This window comes from Desulfobacula phenolica (assembly GCF_900105645.1).
GTDB classification, from domain to species: domain Bacteria; phylum Desulfobacterota; class Desulfobacteria; order Desulfobacterales; family Desulfobacteraceae; genus Desulfobacula; species Desulfobacula toluolica.
On the sequence record NZ_FNLL01000009.1, the window covers coordinates 21,842 to 45,934 of the forward strand.

At 44.8% G+C, this 24,093-nt stretch carries 19 protein-coding genes; 4 read left to right on the plus strand and 15 right to left on the minus strand.

Annotated features, from left to right (window positions below; all coding sequences use genetic code 11):
- Window positions 1-144 precede the first annotated feature (144 nt).
- Window positions 145-864, minus strand: a complete 720-nt coding sequence (gene prxU, locus BLT94_RS14785; RefSeq protein WP_092235650.1) for a thioredoxin-dependent peroxiredoxin — start codon at window positions 862-864, stop codon at window positions 145-147.
- A 298-nt stretch (window positions 865-1,162) separates the two neighbouring features.
- Between prxU and BLT94_RS14790 the strand changes: the two genes are divergently transcribed.
- The 4 genes from BLT94_RS14790 (at window position 1,163) to BLT94_RS14805 (ending at window position 6,730) form a co-directional block, all read left to right on the plus strand.
- On the plus strand, window positions 1,163-3,184 hold the full coding sequence (locus BLT94_RS14790) for a TolC family protein (protein ID WP_245743142.1): 2,022 nt from the start codon (window positions 1,163-1,165) through the stop codon (window positions 3,182-3,184).
- Entirely contained in the window at window positions 3,171-4,745 is a 1,575-nt protein-coding gene (locus BLT94_RS14795) for an efflux RND transporter periplasmic adaptor subunit (RefSeq protein WP_092235653.1), read from the plus strand. The genes BLT94_RS14790 and BLT94_RS14795 overlap by 14 nt, the downstream gene beginning before the upstream one ends.
- Window positions 4,746-4,749: 4 nt before the next feature.
- The gene (locus BLT94_RS14800; protein ID WP_092235656.1) at window positions 4,750-5,460 is read left to right on the plus strand and encodes an ABC transporter ATP-binding protein; all 711 of its coding nucleotides are present in this window, start codon (window positions 4,750-4,752) and stop codon (window positions 5,458-5,460) included.
- Between the two features lie 64 nt (window positions 5,461-5,524).
- Window positions 5,525-6,730 carry an ABC transporter permease gene (locus BLT94_RS14805; RefSeq protein ID WP_245743143.1) on the plus strand — a complete coding sequence of 402 codons (1,206 nt, stop codon included), beginning with the start codon at window positions 5,525-5,527 and terminating at the stop codon, window positions 6,728-6,730.
- A 344-nt stretch (window positions 6,731-7,074) separates the two neighbouring features.
- Here the strand turns inward: BLT94_RS14805 and BLT94_RS14810 are convergent, their stop codons facing one another.
- The 14 genes from BLT94_RS14810 to BLT94_RS14875 form a co-directional block, all read right to left on the minus strand.
- Entirely contained in the window at window positions 7,075-8,223 is a 1,149-nt protein-coding gene (locus BLT94_RS14810) for an MFS transporter (RefSeq protein ID WP_092235662.1), read from the minus strand.
- Between the two features lie 388 nt (window positions 8,224-8,611).
- The gene (locus tag BLT94_RS14815; RefSeq protein ID WP_217641245.1) at window positions 8,612-9,145 is read right to left on the minus strand and encodes a class I SAM-dependent methyltransferase; all 534 of its coding nucleotides are present in this window, start codon (window positions 9,143-9,145) and stop codon (window positions 8,612-8,614) included.
- 770 nt (window positions 9,146-9,915) lie between these two features.
- Window positions 9,916-10,521 carry a DUF3786 domain-containing protein gene (locus BLT94_RS14820; protein WP_175530366.1) on the minus strand — a complete coding sequence of 202 codons (606 nt, stop codon included), beginning with the start codon at window positions 10,519-10,521 and terminating at the stop codon, window positions 9,916-9,918.
- Window positions 10,522-10,685: 164 nt separating this feature from the next.
- Window positions 10,686-10,973: a hypothetical protein gene (locus BLT94_RS21800; protein WP_139169044.1), complete on the minus strand. Its 288-nt coding sequence runs from the start codon at window positions 10,971-10,973 to the stop codon at window positions 10,686-10,688.
- A 538-nt stretch (window positions 10,974-11,511) separates the two neighbouring features.
- A complete protein-coding gene (locus BLT94_RS14830; protein ID WP_092235674.1) occupies window positions 11,512-12,294 on the minus strand; it encodes an ABC transporter ATP-binding protein in 783 nt (260 codons plus the stop codon).
- A complete protein-coding gene (locus BLT94_RS14835) occupies window positions 12,291-13,196 on the minus strand; it encodes an ABC transporter permease (protein WP_092235677.1) in 906 nt (301 codons plus the stop codon). The genes BLT94_RS14830 and BLT94_RS14835 overlap by 4 nt, the downstream gene beginning before the upstream one ends.
- Window positions 13,197-13,200: 4 nt before the next feature.
- Window positions 13,201-14,331, minus strand: coding sequence for a CmpA/NrtA family ABC transporter substrate-binding protein (locus tag BLT94_RS14840; RefSeq protein WP_092235681.1), 1,131 nt, complete (start codon window positions 14,329-14,331; stop codon window positions 13,201-13,203).
- A 39-nt stretch (window positions 14,332-14,370) separates the two neighbouring features.
- Window positions 14,371-15,504: a double-cubane-cluster-containing anaerobic reductase gene (locus tag BLT94_RS14845; protein ID WP_092235684.1), complete on the minus strand. Its 1,134-nt coding sequence runs from the start codon at window positions 15,502-15,504 to the stop codon at window positions 14,371-14,373.
- Between the two features lie 331 nt (window positions 15,505-15,835).
- A complete protein-coding gene (gene recD2 / locus BLT94_RS14850; protein WP_092235687.1) occupies window positions 15,836-17,998 on the minus strand; it encodes an SF1B family DNA helicase RecD2 in 2,163 nt (720 codons plus the stop codon).
- Window positions 17,999-18,556: a D-glycero-beta-D-manno-heptose 1,7-bisphosphate 7-phosphatase gene (gmhB, locus tag BLT94_RS14855; protein ID WP_175530367.1), complete on the minus strand. Its 558-nt coding sequence runs from the start codon at window positions 18,554-18,556 to the stop codon at window positions 17,999-18,001.
- 10 nt (window positions 18,557-18,566) lie between these two features.
- Window positions 18,567-19,349 carry a septal ring lytic transglycosylase RlpA family protein gene (locus BLT94_RS14860; protein WP_092235693.1) on the minus strand — a complete coding sequence of 261 codons (783 nt, stop codon included), beginning with the start codon at window positions 19,347-19,349 and terminating at the stop codon, window positions 18,567-18,569.
- Between the two features lie 39 nt (window positions 19,350-19,388).
- Complete coding sequence (gene lon / locus BLT94_RS14865) at window positions 19,389-21,740, minus strand: endopeptidase La (protein WP_092235697.1); 2,352 nt, start codon at window positions 21,738-21,740, stop codon at window positions 19,389-19,391.
- A 34-nt stretch (window positions 21,741-21,774) separates the two neighbouring features.
- Window positions 21,775-22,227 carry an Hsp20/alpha crystallin family protein gene (locus BLT94_RS14870; RefSeq protein WP_014959342.1) on the minus strand — a complete coding sequence of 151 codons (453 nt, stop codon included), beginning with the start codon at window positions 22,225-22,227 and terminating at the stop codon, window positions 21,775-21,777.
- Window positions 22,228-22,377: 150 nt separating this feature from the next.
- A complete protein-coding gene (locus BLT94_RS14875) occupies window positions 22,378-23,985 on the minus strand; it encodes a hybrid sensor histidine kinase/response regulator (RefSeq protein ID WP_092235701.1) in 1,608 nt (535 codons plus the stop codon).
- Between the last annotated feature and the right edge of the window lie 108 nt (window positions 23,986-24,093).

Below are 24,093 nucleotides of genomic sequence, written 5' to 3' on the forward strand. Positions count from 1 at the left end.
AGGATTATCAAATCAATTGATAGAGGTCAAGGTTTCTGCTTGGGTGAGACGGGTTTGAATCATTTAGTCAGGATGGGGGGCGGGTTTTTCAAATTGGTCACCCAGCAGGTGACCAATTTGAAAAAAAAACAGATTAATTTTCTGCTAATCAAAGGCCATGGTTGTTTTCCATTCCTTCCACACATTGCCGACCAGATCAGGTCCGGGTTTGAGGGTTATTTTACCCGGTTTCCATCCGGAAGGTGTTGCCTGCGTGCCTTTGGATTCCCGTACAAGCTGGAACGCTTGAACCTGCCGCAATGTTTCATTTATATTTCTTCCAACAGGAGGCGTTAATACTTCATATCCCTGGACAACACCGTCGGGATCAATAATAAATCTTCCTCTCATTTCCACACCAGCGTCTTGATCATAAACACCATAGACCTGTCCGACTCTCCCGCCGGCATCAGACAGCATGGGAAAATGGACTCCTCCGTCTACCATTTTGGACAGCTCGTTATCATTCCACATCTTGTGTACGAACATACTGTCAACGCTCATGGACAATACTTCCACTCCCAGTTTCTGATATTCTGCATATTTTTCAGCAACTGCTGAAATTTCAGTTGCTCAGACAAATGTAAAATCACCCGGATAAAAGCAAAGCAGAACCCATTTTCCTAAATAATCCGACAGGTTTATATTGATGAAATTTCCATTCTGATAACCGGGTGCAGTAAAATCCGGCGCTTTTTTACCAAGTTGCATCATGCTTTGAATTCCTTTCTTTGGGGTTTGGGTTTCATTTGATTCTTCAAGGGTGATTTCTTCTACAGGTCCGCCTGATGGTCTTGCACATCCGGCCTTTACCTCTTCTGCCATAGAGCCTCCTTTGTTTGGTTGTTAAATTATTGATAACTGTCCGGTTTTTTCAAAAAAGACCGATACAAGTTTTGTGCCACAGATTAAAAAATTAGAGTTTTATCCGTGTACCTGGGTTTGATCGTTTCATAAAAATATTGCGATACAATTTTGTATCAATGATTTGTGTCTCATCATAACACAAGTTTTTTATGAGTTTAAGCAAAAGAAATATGACATTACGGTTCTTTTTGCTATTTTTTCGTTGTTTTATTTTCTTTAAAGCCCTTATATTATCCATTCAGGAGGGGCAAATATTATGATAAAACAGTTGTTGGGCATCAGATTCAAACAGGTCTTAAAAGTTGTATGCTGCTTTTGCTTTGAATATACTCCTGATTATCCAGGCTGTCGGATAAGGCAGAAGACATTCGGGCCGTTTGTGACGTTCCTGATCCAGGGGGCGGGCAGATCATGTTCGGCCCTGATTTTGATATGGGCGGCAGTCATGATTTTTACAGGATGTCAGACGACCGGCGCATATAGAGTTGATGTGGATGAAAAAGCCCTGGATATAATTGCTGAAAAGCAGGAACAGGTCTTGGGCATGAAAAAAAAATTCAGCATTGACCGTCCCGGCGACATGCTTCGCAGGCAATTGCTTGAGCATGCATCCCTTCCTGTCACAGGCCCTGCATCTCTGGGCACGGATCAATTGTCGCCTGTTGATCACTGGCCGGAACCCGGTTTTCCTGAATTTTTAAAAACCGGGAATCAGGGATTTCCAATTTCGGACGGACTGTTGGAAATCACCCTGTTTCAGGCTCTTAAAATCGGCGCACAAAACAATTCTGATTTCCAGACAAAAAAAGAGGCTGTTTTTCAGGCTGCTCTGGCGTTGTACCTTGAACAGGACAGCTTTCGAAATACTCTTTTGGGACAGATCCAAAGTCTTGCAAGTTCTGATGCCTCAAAAGAACCGTCCCAAAGAGGAACTTTGACCAGCAGCAAGACCGAAGGCTCCCGGCAGTTTCAAAACGGAATGACACTGACCACTGCCCTGGCAATTGATCTGGCCACTCTGCTTACCTCCGGCGGAAGCTCATCCATTGGGATTGCCGGTGATGCAAGCTTGTCCATTCCATTGTTAAGAGGCTCTGCAAAACACATTGTCACAGAGCCGCTGCAACAGGCAGAGCGCAATGTCGTCTATGCCATCATGGATTTTGAACGGTTCAAAAAAGAGTTTGCCGTATCGGTCGGCAGCAGATACCTGACTATTCTCAAACAATTGGATGCGGTAAAAAACACTGAGGAAGATTATCGGAGCAGAATCGTTTCCGCCCGCCGCAGCAGCCGTCTGGCTGATGCAGGACGGCTCAAGGAGATAGAGGTGGATCAATCTGTCCAGAACGAACTTGTTGCCAGACAACGATGGATATCGGCCCGGGAAGAATATAAACAACAGATGGATTCTTTTAAAATTCTTCTGGGGCTCCCGCCCGATGCTGATATCAGTCTGGATACGGATGAATTGAAACACCTTGCTGCCATTCTGGCCGGGAAGCTTTCAAGCGAAATTGCTCAAGAGAACGAAGAAGTTGCACAGGAAAGAAACAACCTGCCTGCCGACGCCCCGGTCCGGCTGACAGAACCCGATCAGGGCAATGCCGGCCCCCTGGAGCTGGATGCCCGTAAGGCCACTGAGCTTGCCCTTGCCAACAGGCTTGACATGCAAATAGCCCTGGGCAGGGTGTTTGACGCCCAGAGGACTGTTGTTGTTGCAGCCGATGATCTGGGAGCCGAGCTGACATTACTGGGGTCGGCATCCCTGGGAGAGCGAAGGACCATCACCACTGCAGATCTTGCTAATGCCAGGCTTCGTACGGATAAGGGGGTCTTTTCCGCTCTGCTGACCCTGGATTTGCCTTTTGAAAGGACTGCCGAGGCCGTTACCTACCGAAATAGTTTTATTGAACTGGAAAAAGCCGTGCGAGCTGTTCAAGACCTTGAAGATAACGTGAAGCTATTTGTCAGGAGTCGGCTCAGGGATCTTCTTGAAGCCAGAGAAACGCTTCATATCCAGGCAAAGGCTGTATTGGTCGCCTTAAAGCGCGTTAAAAGCATCAATCTGTTCATGGATGCAGGAAGAGCTGAAACCCGTGATCTTTTGGAAGCCCAGGATGCTCTGTTGTCAGCCCAGCTCAGTCTGACATCCGCCCGTGTGAATTACCGCATAGCAGAGCTGGAAATCCAGCGTGACATGGGGGTGCTTAAGGTTACGGATACTGGTATGTGGCAGGAATATTCTTTGGAGAAAGACAATAATGCTGAAAAATAAAATTGTTATTATAACTGCTGTAGCTGTAACTATAGCCCTGGTTATTGTTCTGGTTCTGACAGCCGTCGGTTTTAAAAGTTCAAACACCGACGCACAAAAAGCCCTGACATTTATGGTCAAACGAGGGCCGCTTACGGTCAATGTCGTTGAATCAGGAACCATAAAGGCCAGAGAGCAAATCATCATCAAGAACGAAGTGGAGGGAAAAACTTCGATTATATATCTGATCCCCGAAGGCACCCGGGTTACAAAAGGTGACTTGCTGGTTGAACTGGACGCAAGCGCCCTTATTGATTCCAGGCTTGATCAGGAGATAAAGGTGCAGAATGCCGAGGCATCTTATGTCAATGCCAAGGAAAATCTTGCCGTTGCTGAAAACCAGGCAAAAAGTGATATGGACCTTGCTCAATTGACCCTGGAATTTGCCCGCCAGGACCTGAAGAAATACACCAAAGGAGAATATCCCAATGAACTGAAAAAAACTCAAGCAGACATCACTCTTGCCGAAGAAGAACTCACCCGTGTCAGGGATACTCTGAAATGGTCCCAAACCCTGTATAAAGAAAAATATATCTCCCAGACAGAACTTCAGGCTGATCAGCTGTCGGAAAAGAAAAAAGCCCTGGACCTGGATTTGGCCAAAAACAATTATGCTCTTCTTGTCAATTATACACATCAAAGAAACCTTGCCCAGCGCAAAAGCGATGTCAGTCAGGCCAAAATGGCATTGGAACGCACTCAGCGCAAAGCCCGTGCGGATGTGATACAGGCCCGGGCGGAACTCAAGGCGCGACAGGCAGAATATCAGCGCCAGAAGGATAAACTGGAAAAATTTCAGGAGCAGATTGGCAAGACAAAAATTTACGCGCCTGCCGACGGACTTGTGATTTATGCCACCAGCGCCCGGGGCGGTTTGTTCCGTCACAATGCAGAGCCATTGCAGGAGGGTCAGGATATCCGCGAGCGGCAGGAGCTGATCTATCTGCCCACGGGCAACTCAAGCAATGTTGAGATTGCAATTCATGAATCCAATCTCAAAAAGGTCACCGTAGGTCTGCCCGTGGTTGTGACCGTGGACGCGTTGCCGGGCAGAAAATTTACCGGCAGGATCACCCATATTGCACCACTTCCTGATGCCCAGAGCCTCTGGATGAATCCTGACCTCAAGGTTTATACAACACAGATTTTTCTTGATCAGAAGGACAATGCCGTCCGTACCGGGATGAGTTGTCAGGCCGAGATAGTCATTGAAGAGTATGCCGACACTCTGTATGTTCCTGTCCAGGCTGTAATGCGTATTGAAGGCGTTCCTAAAGTCTATGTGATGAACAAAACTCAATTTGAACCCAGGACAGTGGAGACAGGTCTTGACAACAATCGTATGATTCGTGTGATCAAAGGCATTGAACCCGGTGACCGTGTGCTTCTCACGCCGCCTTTAAGGGCGGCCGGGGTTGATTATACGAGTCTGAAAAAGCAACCTGACGTATCTGCAGCAATGCCTGCAAAACAACCTTCCAAAAAGAGGAATCGGCATCTGAAACAACAGGACGGACAATAAAATCATGGCATCTTCACCATCAGGCAGCGGACCGGACATTGTTGCAAGGCTTGAAAATGCCCGGAAGATTTACACCATGGGCAGTCAGAAAGTCGCAGCGTTAGGAGGGATTGATATCTGCTTTTCCAAGGGAAGTTTCTGGGCTATCATGGGTTTCAGCGGATCAGGGAAAAGCACAATGATGAATATTATCGGTTGCCTGGACAGGCTGACCAGCGGCCGGTATATTTTTCAGGGAAAAGATATCAGCGGCCTGAATGACGATGCCTTAAGCGACATCCGGCTTCGGCATATCGGGTTTATTTTTCAGAGTTTCAATCTGATTTCCCAATTATCCGTGCAGCGGAACATTGAACTGCCGCTTTACTACCTTGGCTGGGATACCAATAGGAGTGCAGATCATGCCAGGGATCTTGCCGCCATGGTCGGACTTGAAGACCGGCTTGATCACCGCCCGGCAGAGCTTTCCGGAGGGCAGATGCAAAGAGTGGCTATTGCCCGGGCTTTGGCAACAAATCCCGATCTGATCCTGGCGGATGAGCCTACCGGTAATCTGGACAGCAAAACCAGCCGACAGATTATGGAACTTCTGGATAAATTTCATGTGGCAGGCAAAACCATCATCATGGTAACTCATGAATCTCATATTGCAGACTATGCCCGGCATCGGCTTTATATGAAAGACGGGATGATCGAACGGATCGAAGGGGATTGACATCAGACAGATAAAATTTTTCAGGGAACTTTCGTCCGGTATCCAGACACTTCTGCTTCACAAATTGCGGTCATTTCTGACCATGCTGGGCGTGGTGTTCGGTGTCGGCAGTGTTGTGGCCATGCTGGCGGTTGGGGAGGGCGCAAGCAAGGATGCGCTGGAACAGATCCGGAAACTGGGCAGTAACAATATTATTATCTCTTCTGTTAAATCGGTTGAAGAAGAGGGCAACAGCACAACAAGTTCGTTTATCAGCATCTACGGGCTGACCTATCAGGATCATGCCAGGATACAGGAAAGCTTTTCATCGGTTAAAAAGAATGTGCCGGTGAAACTTGTGAGAAAACAATCGCGTCTCGGGCAGCGTTCTCTTGAACTTCGGGTGGTGGGAACCACCCAAAAATGGTTTGAAGTGATTCCCAGGGATCTTCTCGGAGGCAGGACTCTCAGTCTGGAAGACCAGGAGAAAAAGGCTCCTGTAGTTGTTTTAACGGAGTTTGGTGCCAGAAAACTTCTGGCCGGCATGAACACCATTGGTCAGATGATCCGAATCAGCGGGGACAGCTTCGAGGTTGTCGGTATTGTTCGAAACGAAACCGGGCAGACAGGAACCATGCAGATTCCTGACAAGGAAATTGATGCTTACATTCCCATAACAACGGCCCGGAGTTATTTCGGGGATGTTACAATGAAGAGATCTTCGGGATCTTGGCTGCGTGAAAAGGTTGAACTCCATCAGATTATCGTCCAGGTGGATACCCTGTCCAGCGTGGAACCCACGGCTGAAGCCATCGAACGGATGCTGACACTGTTTCACAAAAAAATCGACTATCAGCTCAGTGTTCCCCTTGCCCTGCTCAAACAGGCAGAAGCCACAAAACGTACCTTTAATATTGTTTTGGGGTCCATTGCCGGAATCAGTCTCCTGGTGGGCGGCATAGGGATCATGAACATCATGCTGGCCTCCGTGACCGAACGGATCAGGGAAATCGGTATCCGCAGAGCCATCGGTGCCCGACGCAGGCAGATTATTATTCAATTTCTTATCGAAGCGGTTGTTCTTTCTACAATCGGCGGCATTATCGGTCTTTTGCTGGGCCTGGTCATTCCCTGGCTTATCACATGGTTTGCAAAAATGCCTACTGTTATAACCCCGGCCGGTATATTTTTGCCGCTGATCGTGAGCATCGGGATCGGCATCGTCTTTGGTCTCTATCCTGCTGCCCGCGCTGCCCGGGTTGATCCCATCGTTGCTTTGCGACATGAGTAGTCTTTTTACCTGCCGGCCAATCTTTTACCAGGAATCAAATTCAGAGGCATAAATGTGTGATTGGTTGATTTTTACCTTAAATCTGAGATGATTTTGTACACTGAGTGAGTCGTTTGAGGCTGAAATAAAAGAAGTGATTTATTTATGCATCATACTGGGATGTAGACTTTAACAGAATAGCTCGCCCTAAATCGACTGTAAGAGTCACCTTCAGACCGGTGGATGTTTTAAGCTCGTATGTTTATCTCCAAATAATTTACTATTGCGCTTGAGGATGGAAAAATAAGAAGTGCTATATGTTTTGGTTGGATTTTTCAATGGCTATGGGCTTTAATTACTTCAAATCAGCGGCCCAAAAATTTCAATACAAACGCACCGACAAGTGACACACATGCGCTCATCAAAAAAAGAAGGGCTCCATATGCCTCATACAAATAGCCGTTCAATAGAAAACCGGCCATCATGCCGAGCCCGTAGGAGACGGCATTGTTGACAGCCTGCCCCAGGGTACGAGTCTCCCCGGTTGAAAGCAGGTCCATATACAGGATGGAGGCAATATGAAAGGTCCCGTAGGTAAATGCATGAAGTACCTGAGCTATCATGATTTCAGACACAGTGGTCGCACGCCATAAAAGGCACCACCGGACTGTAGCAGCCAAAAAAGAGAAGAAGAGTACATTTTCAAGTGATACATATTTTAAAATCCTACCGGAGTTGATCATGATAACGATCTCAGCGATGGAGGCCACAGCCCATGTCGCCCCGATAAAGAAAGTGCCGTACCCCAGCTTATCCAGATGGATGGAATAAAATCCATAATAGGTCCCATGGCTGAAAATCATCAGAAACGAGCAGGTGAGAAAGATCAGGGTCCGTGCATTGAGGATTTCTCTGACTCTGGCATGAAATCGTTCCCCCCTTGCTTTCGCCTGAGGCATTGGAATCGAGAAGATAGCCTGAATTGTGTAACCGGCAAGAATGAGGGCCACAATAATATTGACGCTGAAAAAATCGGAAATCTTGCCCAAAATGGCCACAACAAGGATAAAACTCACCGAGCCCCAGGCACGTATCCGACCATACCTGTTCTTGTCACCACCCCCACTTCCCAGCTCATCCATTGCAAAGGCTTCGATAAATGCAATGAGTGGCGCAAAGAAAATAGTATGAAAAATGGTCACAATGACCATACCCGAAAAATCTTTGATATACAGAAAGAAGACCCAGATCGCGGCACTTAGAAAATTGAACAGAACGTAAATCGGTTTTCTCCATGCATACCGGTCGGCAACAATACTCCACCCTATTGAGAAGACGATGGTAATAGCGGTTCTCAGGGCAGAAAGGGAACCGATTTCAAAACTGGAGAAACCCAGGTGATGGCAATAGAGGTTAAAATAAGGCAGAAAAATCCCCATTACTCCGAAATAGATAAAATATTGGATTTTCAGTATGCCGTCTGAAGATCCGCTTAAACTCTCCCTGGGTTTCATTGCAGAATCCTTTTTATTTTTTTTTATAAACAGATGACCAAATGTTATCACCTATAAAATTTTAAATAATTATTTATTTTCACGCAACCATGCAACGGCACTGGGCTAATATCATTCAAAATGACAGACGATGAACCGCAGTCGGAACATTTTCGGGAGCCGTTATTTTCATGGCGGCCTTTAAATTATAAAATCCCAGCCATGAAAAGGAGATTTTCAATCATATGAGCCCAGTGCCATCTGTCAGATCTTCAATAATTTTATCAAGATTTGAGATGGTATCATTGATAATCTGAACACCTTATAGCAGTTTCCATAAGGATAATTATCTTTGAGTGTTGCCAATCAGCTTTTTAATAGCGATATTCATGCTATTATTTGAATAAGTTTATTCATTTTTAATTGCGACAAAATACATAGATTGATCAAATTTATCAGAGTGTTTTGTTTCCCTCTCTTCATAATACACAACATGGAAAGACTCGAAAGCATGTAGAAATTCATTCTGTTTGACACAATACTCTTTTTTTTCATCAATGAAGGATTCAAAGATGAGAACCCCACCAGATTTAAGGCCTTTTTGAATCATTGGGAACAAACGTCTATCCATAAAACGAATATTGATGATAATCTGATAGCGGTTCTGTGGGATTTGCCAGGAGTCTATGTCCTGACAGATTACATTTATACGTGTATCTTTATCTGCCAAATGACTCATAGCAATGTTTGATATATCCACAGCATCCACTTGGAAACCTTTTTGAGCAAGGAATCTACTATTTCTGCCATTTCCACAAGCAATATCCAGGGCTTTCCCTTTAGGTGCAAGAGAAACGTATTTTACTAAAATTTCTGAAGGATCTGAATTCCCAATATTCTTCAGATATTTTGAGTTCCATTTTTTGCGATCTTGTTCAGTCAATGTGTAGCCTCTCCAATATTGTTGTTCAATTGTGAACACATCTCCTACATACATAATTTGATCAGATACAGATATTTTTCAACTGAAGTATATATTTTGAACTTCTGGACAATCGAAGTCTGCAATATTTAAATTTGGATAATTAGTCATAAGTCCTATTCCCCAAAAAGTTTGTTCAAAATCCCCCCAACATTGCTTCTATCAGTCCTGCCTTTTTTGAAATCACTGCCGGTCATCAATGATACCATTATGTTGTGAGTGGACTTAACCCCTTGAATTTACAAAGTATTCAAACAACGCTCGTGCAAATGAGTATCGTTTTATAATTCAATGGGTTACGGCACATTTGAAAAATCCGAAAAAAAATTGGCTACATAATTTTCCCCATCGTTTTTAACCTCTGTGATCAAAATCCAAGTTTATATTACAAGCATAACACAGCCCCGCAATAATGACCATCTATGGCATTTCAGCCGCTGACCAAGCCTACCGACAGCATACCGATATCCAACGTTTAAAGTCTTTCCGCTATTCGTGCCATATGAATAGGCAGAAAGCAGCGGGGTATTATTTTTTTATAATAGGGGCAGGGTCCGGCTGGATCGGGCGGGTTAGAACTGGCAACATAAAAAAGTCGCAACATAAATACCATAAGTAAACGCTTTGGTACCACTTATTAAACAACCAGCTTTTTTGCCAAACCGGCCGTAAGGCTGCCTTGAGTTTACCTTGAGTTGTTATGAGCCTTGACCGGTTCTGTAAAAGCAAGATTATTCCGTCCAAATCCCGTCTGCAAATCTATCGCAAATTGCTATGGCGAGGGCAAAAATTACGTCAAGGGCAAATACATCCAGCAGGGAACTGTCGTAGAGGATTTTCGCTTCAGCAGGAAAATCTTCATCACCGATCCAGTATAAAAGTGCCACATGAATGTTTGGAAAAATTTCAAACCGGTAAGCCATGTCAGCCATCTCGATTCGGCTGCCCGAAAATTTCTCGCATTCCTGACCAAACCGGTCTATATCGTTACCGAATTTTTCCACTATACGATCCGTTGGTATGTCATGCGGGCCTCGAAAAAATGTCACCCCTCCGGTCATGTCTTTTTCAGAGATCCATTCCCCGGTTGGTTGTATCGTTTTTTCTTCAATCAGGTAATGTAATAGGAAAATCTCAAAAAAATCGTGGAGCGGTTGCTGATTGTTCTTGGTATATATGCGTTCACCACCCGGATCAACTTCATATTGAACAGTCCAGGCGTCTATTGAGAACAGCTTGTTTTTTTCATCATAACTGCATCCTGTTTTTTTACATATCGTATCGGGATACTCTTCCATCAAACGATGAAAATGTTCCGGACTGGTATAGTTGGGCATACAAGCTCCTTTAATCGATAGTAGACAGACATAATGGAGAATGTAAAAGTGAATGAACATACTCCATTGTGAATGGTCGTTTTAGTAGTTTCCCTCATCATGGCGCCGCCGGGGTTGAATATACTTCGGCCTAATTAGAGCATCAGATAAGGTTTCTCTTGGGTTTATACTTCAGCAAAACTGTTCGTCACTTCCTTTTCTGGTCGATTGTCTGCGTGCAACCGCAGACCGGAAGAGGTTGGGACAGGCCCCGGCATCAAGGCAGAAAAAAACATTTCATCACCTTCGTTCTCCCTGCCGCTTCCGGAAAATATTTCATTGACTGCTTGAAAAACATCCAGTGGACCGGTGATACCCAGAGCCACCATACCGGGGTAAAACAAAAATTCAATTCGCTTTTTCATGTGAATAATATAGAAGATAAAAAAAATGGCTGCAATGAAAAAAAACAAGCATTTTCTGCCATACTCAAAATAACCCGTATTTTTGATGATTGAATACGGAATAAAGCATTATTTTGGTAAATTTGTAGTCTTGAGGAAAAGTGTACTTTGTCTATGATTGTGGGGCTGTACAAACGAATTCCTGCCCCATGATTTGATCTTCCAGTAGTTGCTTTTAGGCACACCTAACAGTTGCCCATACTTGCATTATCATTCCTAAAATTATGAATGAAAAAATGTTTTGATTTATATTGGTATTTTAAAGATCTCAAACCCCGGACTATTGGCAACAGTCATGGTATTTCTAAATTAAATCCTGATACAATATCTTGTGGTTAGGGAAAATGAGTCTCGATCTAAAACAACAGCGGGTTTTGCTTTTAAAGATTTCCTTATACTGAATTTTAGTGATGACAATTTATTAGTAGATTATTTGAAAATTCTTTTTTGCCGCCAGAATAGAGATTCTTCTTTGGGGTGGAATTTTTTATTTTGAGGTAATATAATTTTTTTATAAATTCCAGATGACGGTAAACATCCTTCTCAATTATACCAGTCGTTTAACCGTCCCGTTTCCCAGCTCCCTGAGAATATCATCTGTCAGCGTTCCGAATTTTGGATTAGCCCGGCTCCTGGGACGTTCCATGTCCACCCGGATGATTTTACGGATCCGGCCCGGGCGGCTGGACATGACCAGAATCTCATCGGCCAGAAACACGGCTTCGTCCACGCTGTGGGTGACCAGGACGATGGTTTTACGGGTCAGTTGCCATACTCTTAGAAGTTCTTGCTGGAGCAGGATGCGGGTGTGGGCGTCCAGGGCACCAAAGGGTTCATCCATTAGCAGTACATCAGGCTCATTGGCCAAAGCCCTTGCAATGGCAACTCTCTGCCGCATTCCTCCGGAAAGCTCGTGGGGGTATGCGTTCTTAAACTCCTCCATATTGACCATGCAAAGGTAGTCCATGGCATCATGGTGCCGTTTTTTTTTGTTAATTCCTGCGAATTCAGGCCCTGCAGCCACGTTGTCCAGAACCGTCATCCAGGGGAAAAGGGAATATTCCTGAAATACAAGCCCTATTTCACCACATGGTTTCGTCACCGGGGAGCAGCAATAGTGAACCGTTCCTGCCGAGGCTTTTTCAAGACCGGCTGCGATGCGCAGGACGGTTGATTTTCCGCATCCTGAAGGACCCACAATGCAGGTAAAGGAATTTTTAAAGATCCTCAGGCTGATATTGTCCACGGCAAGGAACTGGTCTCCTTTTTGGGTGGTAAACGTCTTGGAAAGGCCGTTGATGCCGATGATTTCCCGGTTTTTTTCATTCATGAATTTGCCTGCCGGCGCCATGAAAATTTTTTAAGCTCAATGCGGCGGAAAATCATATCCATGAGTGCGCCCACAACTCCGATTGAGATCATTCCTGCGATGACAATATCAGTTGAGGCAAGGGTAAATGCGTGGGTGATCATATAGCCGATACCGGAAAGTGAACCCGGCAGCATTTCTGCAGAAACAAGGCACATCCATGCAATACCAAGGCCGATGCGCATCCCGGTTATAATGGATGGCATGGCCGCGGGAATCAGGATTTTAATGAAAATCTGGTTTTCACTGGCTCCCAGAACCCTTGCCGAATCAATGAGGGTGCCTCCGACATTTCTTACGCCGTGGATGGTGGAGGTGAGAATGGGGTAGAATGCACCGATGAAAATGATGAACAGCATGGAGAATTTGATGTTGTTCAGGTAGATAAAAGCTTTTCCGGTTTCAACCCCGGTAAGGGTTGCAAGGCTGGAGACGCCGAACCAGGCCATGACCAAAGGAACCCATGCCAGGGGGGGGATGGGCCTGAACAGGTTTAAAAAACCGTTGAAAAACCGGAATACAAGTCCGTAGTATCCCATGACCACCCCCAGGGGGATGGCTACCACTGCGGCGATTGCATACCCCATTACCACACGCACCAGACTCACCAGCACGTTGCCTGCAAGTGATCCCATTCCGATCAGATCCTGTGTGGGGTGGAACAGGAGTCTGCCCACCTCCCGTATGCCGGGCAGGATCACCTGGTTGTCTATCCTGGGGGTAAGCATAAGCCATAAAAAGGCCAGTAGGATAGGGGCAAGAACCGGAATCATCAGGGACAGGGTTTGCCGCTTTATTTTGATTCCAAAAAAAGCGCTGCCAAAGCTGCCAAAGAAAATCCGGGTATTTGATGAAGTTGACATGGGCTTATCTGGCCAGGCTCTTTTTTACAAATGAAAAATCATAAAGAATAGGTGAGGCTGCGGCAATGTCCGCGCCCTTCATCTTTCCCTTGAATTTGTTCATTCTGTTGAGCATGTCCAGGAATACCCCTTCACCCTTTATCCAGTTCTCAGTGGGATCGGTGGTATAGATGATGGCGGATTTTTCAACGGCTTTTTGTGGAACACCGAGCCAGTCGGCTGAAATTTTGGCGGCTTCAGCCTTGTTGGTATTGCTCCATTTAGAGGCCAGTGTCAGCAGGTCGGTCATGGCCTGGACAACTTCAGGATTTTCTGTAATGATCTGCTCGCCGGCTCCCATAACACAGCAGGGAAAGTCGGTCCACTGGCCCTCAGGGGGCAGATCCCGGGAGTCCAGGCCGATGTGGCCGACATGTTTGTATTCGGCCACTGCAGGATGGGGTGCAGGGCCCACCCAGCAGTCAACCTGCTTGCTGAGCAGGGCCGGGATCAGGTTTGAGGTAGACTTGAGGTCCACCATCAGGATGTCGGCATCGACATCATTGGGGTTGCCTGTAATTTTGTATCCGGCCTTGTGCAATGCCCCTTCAAAGACCACACGAGGGGCGCTGGTGGGGGAGTGATAACCGAGTTTAAACGGGGTTTTGGAATTTTTGATGGCCGCGGAAACAGCTTCATATCCTTTGATCTTGCTGTTTGCAGGAAAAACCATGCTCATGCCGTCCACATGCAAAGGGCACAAAATTTTCATTTTGGTTCCCTTGTCAATACCGCTCATAAAGGCGGTGCTGGAGGCAAGGCCGATATCCAGGCGGTTCATGGCAAAAAGGGTGGATGTCTCAGACCCGCTTTTAGAAACAATGAAGTTGAGTACGGCCAGAGGGGTCCCGTCGGCAGACATGATTTTATACTTTTGCCTGGGAACCATGGGGGCCAGATATGCCCCGGATTTTTTAAGAACTTCTCCCTTTATGGCGGCAACCATCAGTGGTGTGTGGTGGGTGGTGAAAACATAACCCAGGTACAGGCTGGGGATTTTTTTTTGGGCTGCATGGGCGGCACCTGTGCCCAGCCAAAAGACCAGCACCAGGGCTGCTATGGTTGTATAAATTTTTTTTACACTGAGGGTGTTCATCTTTTGTCTCTCCTTTGTCATTTTGAATAAAATTATTTGTTACTCTGATAATTCGATCAAGGCTTCAATCCGGGTACGAAGCTGTCCTTCATCGGATTCGGAATAGTCGGTCTCGATGTGCAGGAAATGCAGGTGGAGGTTGTCTTCCACGAACCTTTGAAGCGTACTGGATTCAGCGTTGTAAGTGTGACAGCCCAGCCAGGTCATATCCAGGACGGCATCGACTTTGAAAAGGTCGGCCATTTCCCTGATGGATTCCGGGCGGTTGGGGTTGGGGGTCATGCAGGAACAGGGGATCTTAAGGTATCTGCGGGCAATTGCCTCATGGGGATCTCCGGTTTCATCCACAGCCAAAGTCATGCCCTTGAGCCCGGAGCAGTTTTCCATGGAAACGATCCTGGCACCAAGGTCCTGGGCAATCCTGATGACCTTGTCAGATCCTTTTCCAACCGGGCATCCAGTGAGCAGGATGCGAGTTCCGTCCTGGTCCGGAAGATCCGGCTGATTAAAAAAGTCTTCCATATCACTTTTCAGGGATGTCAATTGGGCCAAGTATGTTTCAGGGTGTACACAAAAGCTTTTGCTCTCCTGTATGGCCAGCATCTCCGTTGCCGTCAGGGGGGAGCGTCTGTCAGCTGCCAGAACAGATATGTCCCAAAGTGCTTTGCGGATTTCATTCTGCTGCCGGATCTGATTATGAAGACCTTCTTTGGTGACTTTTACCCCGGAGCATTCAAACAGGAAATTCTCAAGTTCTTTGAGGCTGTCCATCCAGTATCGCAGGGGGGCGGCTCCTTTCTGAGTGTGGGGAAGATGCATCAGATGCAAAGGTTTGAGTTCCCCCATGAGTTCGTACATTTTCTTTTTGCCGTCACAGGTTGTTTCTGCAATGAGGATGTCTGAAAAACTGAAAAAGGGGCAGGTGTCGGTCACGGCATATCCATAGCTGGATTTGATCAGGGGACATAAACTGGCCGGAAGTTCTCTTTCCGCATCCTTGATGGGGGTCTGCTTTTTGCCGCACAGGCTTACAGGGACGATCCCGGCGGCCCGGATGAGTTCATCGGGCGCATAGATGCAGTAGACTCCTGCTGTTTTTCCTCCTTGATTCTGCCATGCATCAAGATCTGCAATGCTGAGTTCTGAAAAAGCAAGAAACGGTTTAAGATTCATGGGTTCATCCTAAGTCTATTAAAGTGAATTAATTAAGCTCAGAATCATATGGGGCTTGCCCAAAGATGTCAAAACGCTTATTTCAATAGAATTTCTGGAATGAATTGGGATTTTCTATGTTGGGGCCAAAATTGTCTGTTGGACAGCTGAAAAGGCTCTTGAGCCGCTCCTGGTAATAAATTGTCTGATCTGGAAGATCAAACAATCCACTGATACGGAAATATTAACCAAATGCTTTAGAAAAAGGCGACATCTTGCTTGACATCCACCAGCCTTGACAATTTGCTCAATAAACTAAATGCAGCCATCAATTTGAAATAACAAACAAAAATTACGGAGTCATTAATTTTTGCTTAAGGCCGGTCAGGCGCAATGCTGTTTTATTGTTATTCAATGCCAATTCCATGGCTTTTGAGGAGCCCACAATTATAACCAGGTTTTTGCCCCGGGTCATGGCCGTATACAAAAGATTTCTTTGCAAAAGAGGAAAATGGGCCGTTGTCAGAGCAATAATAACAGCTGCATACTCACTTCCCTGGGATTTGTGGACGGATATGGCATAGGCCAGGGCGAGTTCATCCAGTTCCAGGATGTCATATTCAACAATTCGGCCGTCATAATCCACCATGACCTTGCTTTCAGATTTAATGATTTCATGAATAATACCGATATCACCGTTAAAAACCTCTTTGTCATAATTGTTTTTTAAATGCATGACCTTGTCATTGGCTTTAAACGTTATCCCTCCGGCAGCTATACCGCCTTTAGAATCATTTAACACTTTTTGAAGCTGCTGGTTCAGGTTAATGGTTCCGGCCTCCCCCCTGTGCATAGGCGTTAAGACCTGTATTTCATCAATATGGGGAAATGCCTGGGGAATTCTTTTTGAACACAATTCAAGAACAGTTTCCACAACTTTTTCAGGTTTCTGGTTCTCAATAAAATAAAATTCCGACAATTGCCCTTCCCCGGGCTTTTGCAAGTCAGGCATCTCTCCGTTCCTGATGCTGTGGGCATGCATGATAATAGGACTTTGTGTGGCCTGCCTGAATATTTTTGTCAAAAAAAAGACCTTTACACGGTTGGAATCAATGATATCGGACAACACATTGCCCGGACCCACGGAAGGCAGCTGAAAGGTATCTCCGACAATGATCAGGCTTGCAAATACCGGCAGGGCTTCAATAAGACAATACATGAGCTGTGTATCCACCATGGAAGCTTCATCCACAATAAAAACATCCAGCTCAAGGGGATTGGCAAAATTTTTTTCAAACGTTTGGCTTTCATGATCAAAGCCCAGAAGTTTGTGCAGGGTAAAGGCCTGTTTTCCCGTGACCTCTGAAAGGCGTCTGGCAGCTCTGCCGGTGGGCGCACTTAATACGACCTTTTGATTCTGCAATTTAAAAACTTCACACAATGCCCGTATAAGCGTTGTCTTGCCGGTTCCAGGCCCTCCTGTGATGACCACAATTTTTTCATGCAGCACCTTGGTCACAACATTTAATTGTTCTTTGGATAATTTTACGGCAATTTTTGTCAGCACTTCTTCAAGAATCTTGTCTTTTCCCAGTTGATGGGGCAAAGCAACCACATTTTTCACACAGGATAAAATGGCTTTCATCCGTGATGCAATACCTGACTCAGCATGATAAAGGCGTTTAAGATAGAGTTTTGTTTCATCGTCATCAATTTGGATCTTTATGTCATCAGAGTCAGTCAAAGCTTTCAGGGCCTGCTCAAACGTATCCGGTTCCACACCCGATATTCTTGAACCCGATTTGAAAACTTCTTGTTTTAATCCATACACATGCCCCTCTTGTTCAAAAGACAACAGGCTATGGATCAGGCATGCCTGAAGGCGGTTTTCATCATCTTTTTGCACCCCGGCTTTCATGGCAATCATATCGGCGATGGGAAACCCTATTTGAGGGATATCCCTTGCAATGACATATGGATCATGCTGCAAAATATTCAAAGCCTCGGAGCCATAAGTTTGAAGAATGGTGGCGGCATGGTACACGCCCACATCATTTTCCTGGAGGAACTGCATGACCCTTCTGACGGAATGATGCTTGTTCCATGCCTTTTCAATGCGGTTTTTCTTGACCTCTCCTATGCCGTGAATACGTTTTAATTTTTCCGGTTCGTTTTCAATAATATCAAGGGTGTTTTCTGCAAAATAGTCCACTATTTTTTCGGCCAGGGATTTGCCAATGCCTTTAATCATACCCGAGCCCAGATATTTGCGAATGCCTGAAACAGTTGCAGGCAAAACAACCTTGTACGACTGTGCTTTAAACTGGTCCCCATACCTGGGATGTGAAACCCATTTTCCTGATATTTCAAGGCCTTCACCTTCAACCACCCCGGCAAGGTATCCCACAATGGTAACAGGATCACTGATTTTAGGAATTCGAAGTTTTGCAACCGTATAATGATTTTCCCGATTCTGATAGGTGACTTTGTCTAAAATGCCTTTGATGGTTATCATTTAAAACTTTACACTCTTGATGATCCAACAAGCGGCTTCATATAAGTCAGAAGCAATATGATCCGGTGTGATGCCTTTTTTACGAAGGTCGGCTTGAGCTGTTTTTCCATTGCCGGTTTTAACCAGTACGGCTTTTGAACACCCGGCATTACGGGCACATTCAATATCTTTGGCACTGTCACCCACCATGCAGGACTGTGCAAGGTCAATTGGGTATTTTTTGTTTGCATCAAAAATTAATCCTGGCATGGGCTTTCTGCAGAAACACTTGTCTTCAGGTACATGGGGACAAAAAAAAATATCCTTGATCTCTCCTCCCGCCTTTTTCACACCTTTTTTCATTTTTTCAAAAATAGCCTGTAATTTGTCCGGGGTGGCCATGTGCCTGCCGATCAACGACTGGTTGGTGATCACAATGACATTGAAACCATTTTTTGTAAGAAGGGCAATGGCTTCCGGGCTGTTTGGGATAAAGGCAAACTCTGACGGGTCTTTTATATATTCGGAAGAGTCCTTGTTGATGACCCCGTCCCGGTCCAGAAACACAGTATATTCCATGATTTTTTCTTTATTCTGCAACGGCAAAAGCCTGACTGAAGTCTTGCTCCATAAGTTTGTCACTGAACCTTTCGGCATCCTTTAAATTGGTAAACCTGCCGATTCTCACCCGGTAAAAGGTTCCCCTGTAATCCTCAAAGGGTTTAATGTGGGCATTTTGATAATTTCTCGATAACTTATATCTGTAGTTATCTGCATTGGCTTTGACCTGAAATGCACCTACCTGAACCGTGAAGTTGCCTTTCCAGTAGTCAACCGCCGTAAATGCAATGGGGTTTTTTGTTTTTTCGGAATAAGACGTGGCCCTTCCAAGGGCAGTCACTTTCACCTTTGCTGTTCCGGGGCCTAACACCCCGAGCTTTTTTGCACCGGTGTAGGACAGGTCTATGATCCTGCCGTAAACAAACGGGCCTCGGTCATTGATCCTCACAACAATTTTCTTGTTGTTCTCAAGGTTATGAACACTGACCCAGGTCCCAAGGGGTAATGTTTTGTGTGCCGCAGTCATGGCATACATGTCATAAATTTCGCCATTGGCTGTTTTTCTTCCATGAAATTTTTTACCGTACCATGAGGCAAGGCCGGTCTGGACAAATCCGGTGGCGCTGGCCAGCGGGGTATACTTAACCCCGTTTATTTTATACGGTTTCTGGGTTGCGGGATTTTTTTTCGGAATGGTTGATTTTGACGATGGAATATGGACCGGATCATAGGTAGTGTCAAGGTGCGTTGAACATCCTGAAATGACGAATAAAAATAATATCAGGATCTGAATCTGTGATCTTAATTTCAAAAAATACCTCCGCAATATACAAACAACATTTAAACAAAGTCAGCTAAGAGCCAATGCCAATACATCTTCCATTTTATCAACAAAATGAAACTCAATGGAATCTTTTATATATTCCGGCACATCTTCCATATCTTTTTGATTCCATAAAGGCAGAATAATCGTTTTGATTCCTGCCCGATGCGCTGCAATAACTTTTTCCTTAATCCCGCCCACGGGCAGAACCTCGCCTCTGAGCGTAATTTCACCACTCATGGCCAGGCGCTTTTTCACCAGCCGTCCCGTCATCACTGATGCCAGGCACGTCAGCATAGCCACGCCTGCAGATGGACCGTCCTTGGGGATTGAACCTTCAGGCACATGGATATGAAGATCATGGGTATTGAAAAAAGAATGATCCACCTTTATTTTTTTTGTGTTGGCCCGGATAAAACTCAAAGCCGTGCTTGCAGACTCTTTCATGACATCTCCAAGCTGCCCGGTTAATGTCAGACCTTTACGGCCTTTCATGGCAACCGCCTCGATAAAAAGAATTTCTCCGCCATAGGGTGTCCAGGCAAGCCCCATAACAACGCCTGGATTTTTTATTCCCAGGGCCGGATCAGGCCTGTTGCGTACCGGTCCTAAATATTGGTGCAAATCTTTTTGCCCCACAATTATATTTTTGGTTTCACCCTCGACAATCCTGGCGGCAACACCCCGGCAGACAGCCCCGATTTTCTGTTCAAGGTTTCGTAATCCAGATTCTCTGGTATACCCGGAAATAATCAGTTTGACCGCACCAGCCGTAAATTTAACCCGGGTTGCAGTCAGGCCGTTGGCGTCCCTTTGCTTGGGAATCAGATACCGGGTGGCTATTTTAAATTTTTCTTCTTCAGTATAACCGTTGAGTTCCAGAATCTCCATCCTGTCCCTCAAGGGTGCCGGAATGGTATGCAGCACATTTGCCGTGGTTAAGAACATCACATCTGAAAGATCAAAGGGCACATCCAGGTAATGATCTGAAAACGAAAAGTTCTGCTCCGGGTCCAGAACTTCCAGAAGAGCTGAAGAAGGATCGCCATGATAGGAATGGTCCACCTTGTCGATTTCGTCCAGCATGAACACGGGATTGTTGGTGCCGGCTTTTCTCAAACACTGGATAATCCTTCCCGGAAGCGCTCCCACATAAGTTCTTCTGTGCCCCCTGATTTCAGCTTCATCACGAACACCGCCCAGGGAAATTCTGACAAACTGTCTGCCCAGCGCCCTGGCAATTGATCTGCCAAGGGATGTTTTTCCGGTCCCGGGCGGGCCGGTAAAACAAAGAATCGGACCTTTGGAATCATTTTTTAATGTTCGAACAGCCAGATATTCAAGGATTCTCTTTTTGGGTTTTTCAAGACCATAATGATCATTATTCAATATTTTTTTTGCCTCTTTAATATCGAGCATATCGTCGGAAGCGACATCCCAGGGCAGGGAGGTCAACCAGTCCAGATAGGTCGAGGCAACTACATATTCAGACGAAGACGGATGCATCCGTGACAGGCGCTGCAACTCTCTTTTTGCTTCTTTTTGGGCTTCTTCCGGCAGGGCTTTTTCTTCTATTTTTGCCCGGTATTCTTTTATCTCAACACTTTCGTCTTCAGTTTCACCCAGTTCATCCCTTATCGCCTTAAGCTGCCGGCGCAGATAGTATTCGCGCTGACGTTTGTCCATATCTTCTTTGACCTGGCTTTGGATCTTAAAGCTCATTTCAAGGATTTCCAATTGATCATTGACCAATCGGGTGACTTTTTTCAGGCGTTTATTTACATCCAGAAGTTCGAGAACCTTCTGTTTTTCTTTGACAGGAGCATTAATGGTGGATGCAACCATATCTGCAAGCACATGGGGTTCTTGCAATGATTTGATCATCTGTCCCATTTCTGAAGGAAGTCCAGGAGAAAACGCAACAATTTTTTCATATTGTTTGACAATATTGGCCATCAAGGCCCTGTTTTCTTTGTTGCTGTCGGCATTTCTGCTTTCCATGACATCAATTCTGGCCTGCATGTATTTTTTATTTTGAATAAATTCAATGACACGGAAACGATCCAGCCCCTGAATTAACAGCTGGGCTTTATCATCTTTCATTTTGGACATTTTTAAAATTACAGCCACTGTACCGATCCTGTGCAAATCATCTGTTCTGTGCCTGGAATCAATATCCGAGCGCTTGGATAAAAGCAGGCCAAGCATTCGATTTCCGGCCATGGCATCATCAATCAGTTCAACAGCCTCGTTTTGGATCAATACCAGGGGCAGTACCATTTTTGGGAAAAGATTGGTGTCGACAATGGGAAGAACGGGAATGATGTCCGGGATGTTGTCTGATGTTATCCTGCGCGATGGAGCCTTAAGATCATCCATATATGGTCGGGGTTCCTTTTTTGGAATCTATAGCTTAGATGAAGTCTATGGAAATATTATTTTTGCTTTTAATATTTTTCCTGAACAATTTTCCCAAAACCAGTTCCAAAAATCCATTTGAAAATGTGGCACAGACCTTTTCAACATCTATGACACAGGGCAGATACAAAACTCGCTCAAACTGGCCGAACTGGATTTCAGCAAGTCTGTAGGTGGCAGTCCTGTCAAGATGGTTGCTGTTTCTGTTGCCTGATATTTTGACGGCTTTATTGCTTACTTCAATGATAATATCTTCTTTTTTTACGCCTGCTATTTCGGCCTGGATAACAATTTTATTTTCTGTTTCAAATATATCCATCTGAGGTTTCCAGGTTCTTTTTGAAAGACAGAACATGGGATTGACGGATTGAAACATATCTTCAAAAGATTTTTCCTCAGCAGCATGTGTATCAATATTATCTCCAAACCGAATCTTTATATGTTTCATACAAAACTCCTGATGATACCGTTAAATCGACCATCTGATATCCTCATAAAATAACATTTGAGCCGGATATTGTAAAGTTGTATTCAAAAAACACTATTCTAAAGTGAGCATATTCCAAATCTGTTCACTTAAAATCGTCTCCGCTGCAAATTATACTGTCTTATCTATAATTTTTCTCAAAACCCTTGCAAACTCATTCAAGGAAAAGGGTTTTTGAATAAAGCCGTCACATCCCTGGGTTAAAAAGCCCTTTATCTTATCATCCATGGCATACCCTGTGGATATAAGAATCTTTGCATCTTTCCTGATGGTTTTTATTTCTGAAAATGCCTGTTTCCCACTCATTTTAGGCATGATCAGATCAAGAACCACCAGGGAAATTTCATCTTTGTAAAGCTTGAAGATCTCTACGGCTTCTAATCCGTTTCTGGCGACAATCGGTTTATACCCTAACTTTTCCAAAAATTTTTTCCCGGCATTAACAACTTCGTCCTCGTCATCCACCAGCAATACGGTTTCAGATCCTTTTTGAATATCATCAAAACATTGCTGATCCTCATCTTTTTCTTTTGCCTGAACAGTATTTGATGCAGGCAGGCAGACATGAAAACTGGCACCTTTGCCTTTTTCACTGTCAACCAGAATAAAGCCGCCATGATTTTTTATTACCCCAAAAGCTGTAGACAGGCCAAGCCCCCGGCCTTTTTTATCCCCTACCTCTTTTGTGGAAAAAAACGGATCAAAAATTTTTTTTCGGGTTTCCATATCCATTCCGATACCAGTATCTTTTACAGTCACTTTAACATACCGGCCAGGCTGAATCTCAAAGGGATATCCATTATCTTCTTCAATGAAAAAATTTTGAGTCGTCACAAAAATATCGCCCTGTTCAGACATGGCTTGTGAGGCATTAATCAACAGATTTAAAAATACCTGTTTGAGCTGAGACTGATCCGCATCGACCAGGTGAATCATTTTTTCATAGGTTTCATGAACAATAATATCTTTTCGGGTGGGCTTGAAAATATCCAATGCCATGCCAACCAGATCATTTATATTTAACGCTGAAATCTGGTATTTGCCACCTCTTGCAAACCCGAGCAGCAGGGTTGTAAGTTCTGCCGCGGTTTTTACAAGCCGACCGATATGTTTTGTATGGGCCCTGATTTTTTCAGTGTCAGACACATCAATTTGCATGAGTGACAAATGCCCCTGAATCCCCATTAAGATATTATTGAAATCATGGGATATCCCGCCGGCCAGCAACCCGATCGCCTCCATTTTATGAGTCTGCTGAAGCTGAAGCTGAAGCTGTTTAAGCTCTGAAATATCCGTAATAACAACGATCATGCCCATCGAAGGGTCATCCCGGTTAAGTTTTGAAGCCCTGATCCTGCAGTCAAACAATGTGCCGTCTTTTCTTAACAGCATTGTTTCCACAAGACTGACGCCATGTTTATCCAAATTGGAATATAAACCCAACCCGACTCTGTCATACTCTTCTTGGTCAGAATAAAGAATTCTTACATTCTTCCCTTTCAAAGAGTTGGGGTCATATCCAAGCATAGAATAAAAAATATCATTGGCCCACCCAAGAACCCTGTTCTTGAGAATTCCGATCCCTGCGGGGGCTGATTCCAGTATGGTTGTCATCTCCCGGACGGTTAAAGCCGGTTCATTCAAATTAAATGCTTTTGCCGGCTCTGATGACATATTGAAAAATTCTTCCAAGCTGTTTTCATACCACTCGTTTGTCATATGGAATCACCTTTTAAAATTTTGATATTAATATGGTTTCATGATTTGACTGTCCAGACACTTGCTGGTAAGTATAACAAACTTTTTTAATAACGGCCATGGCAGATT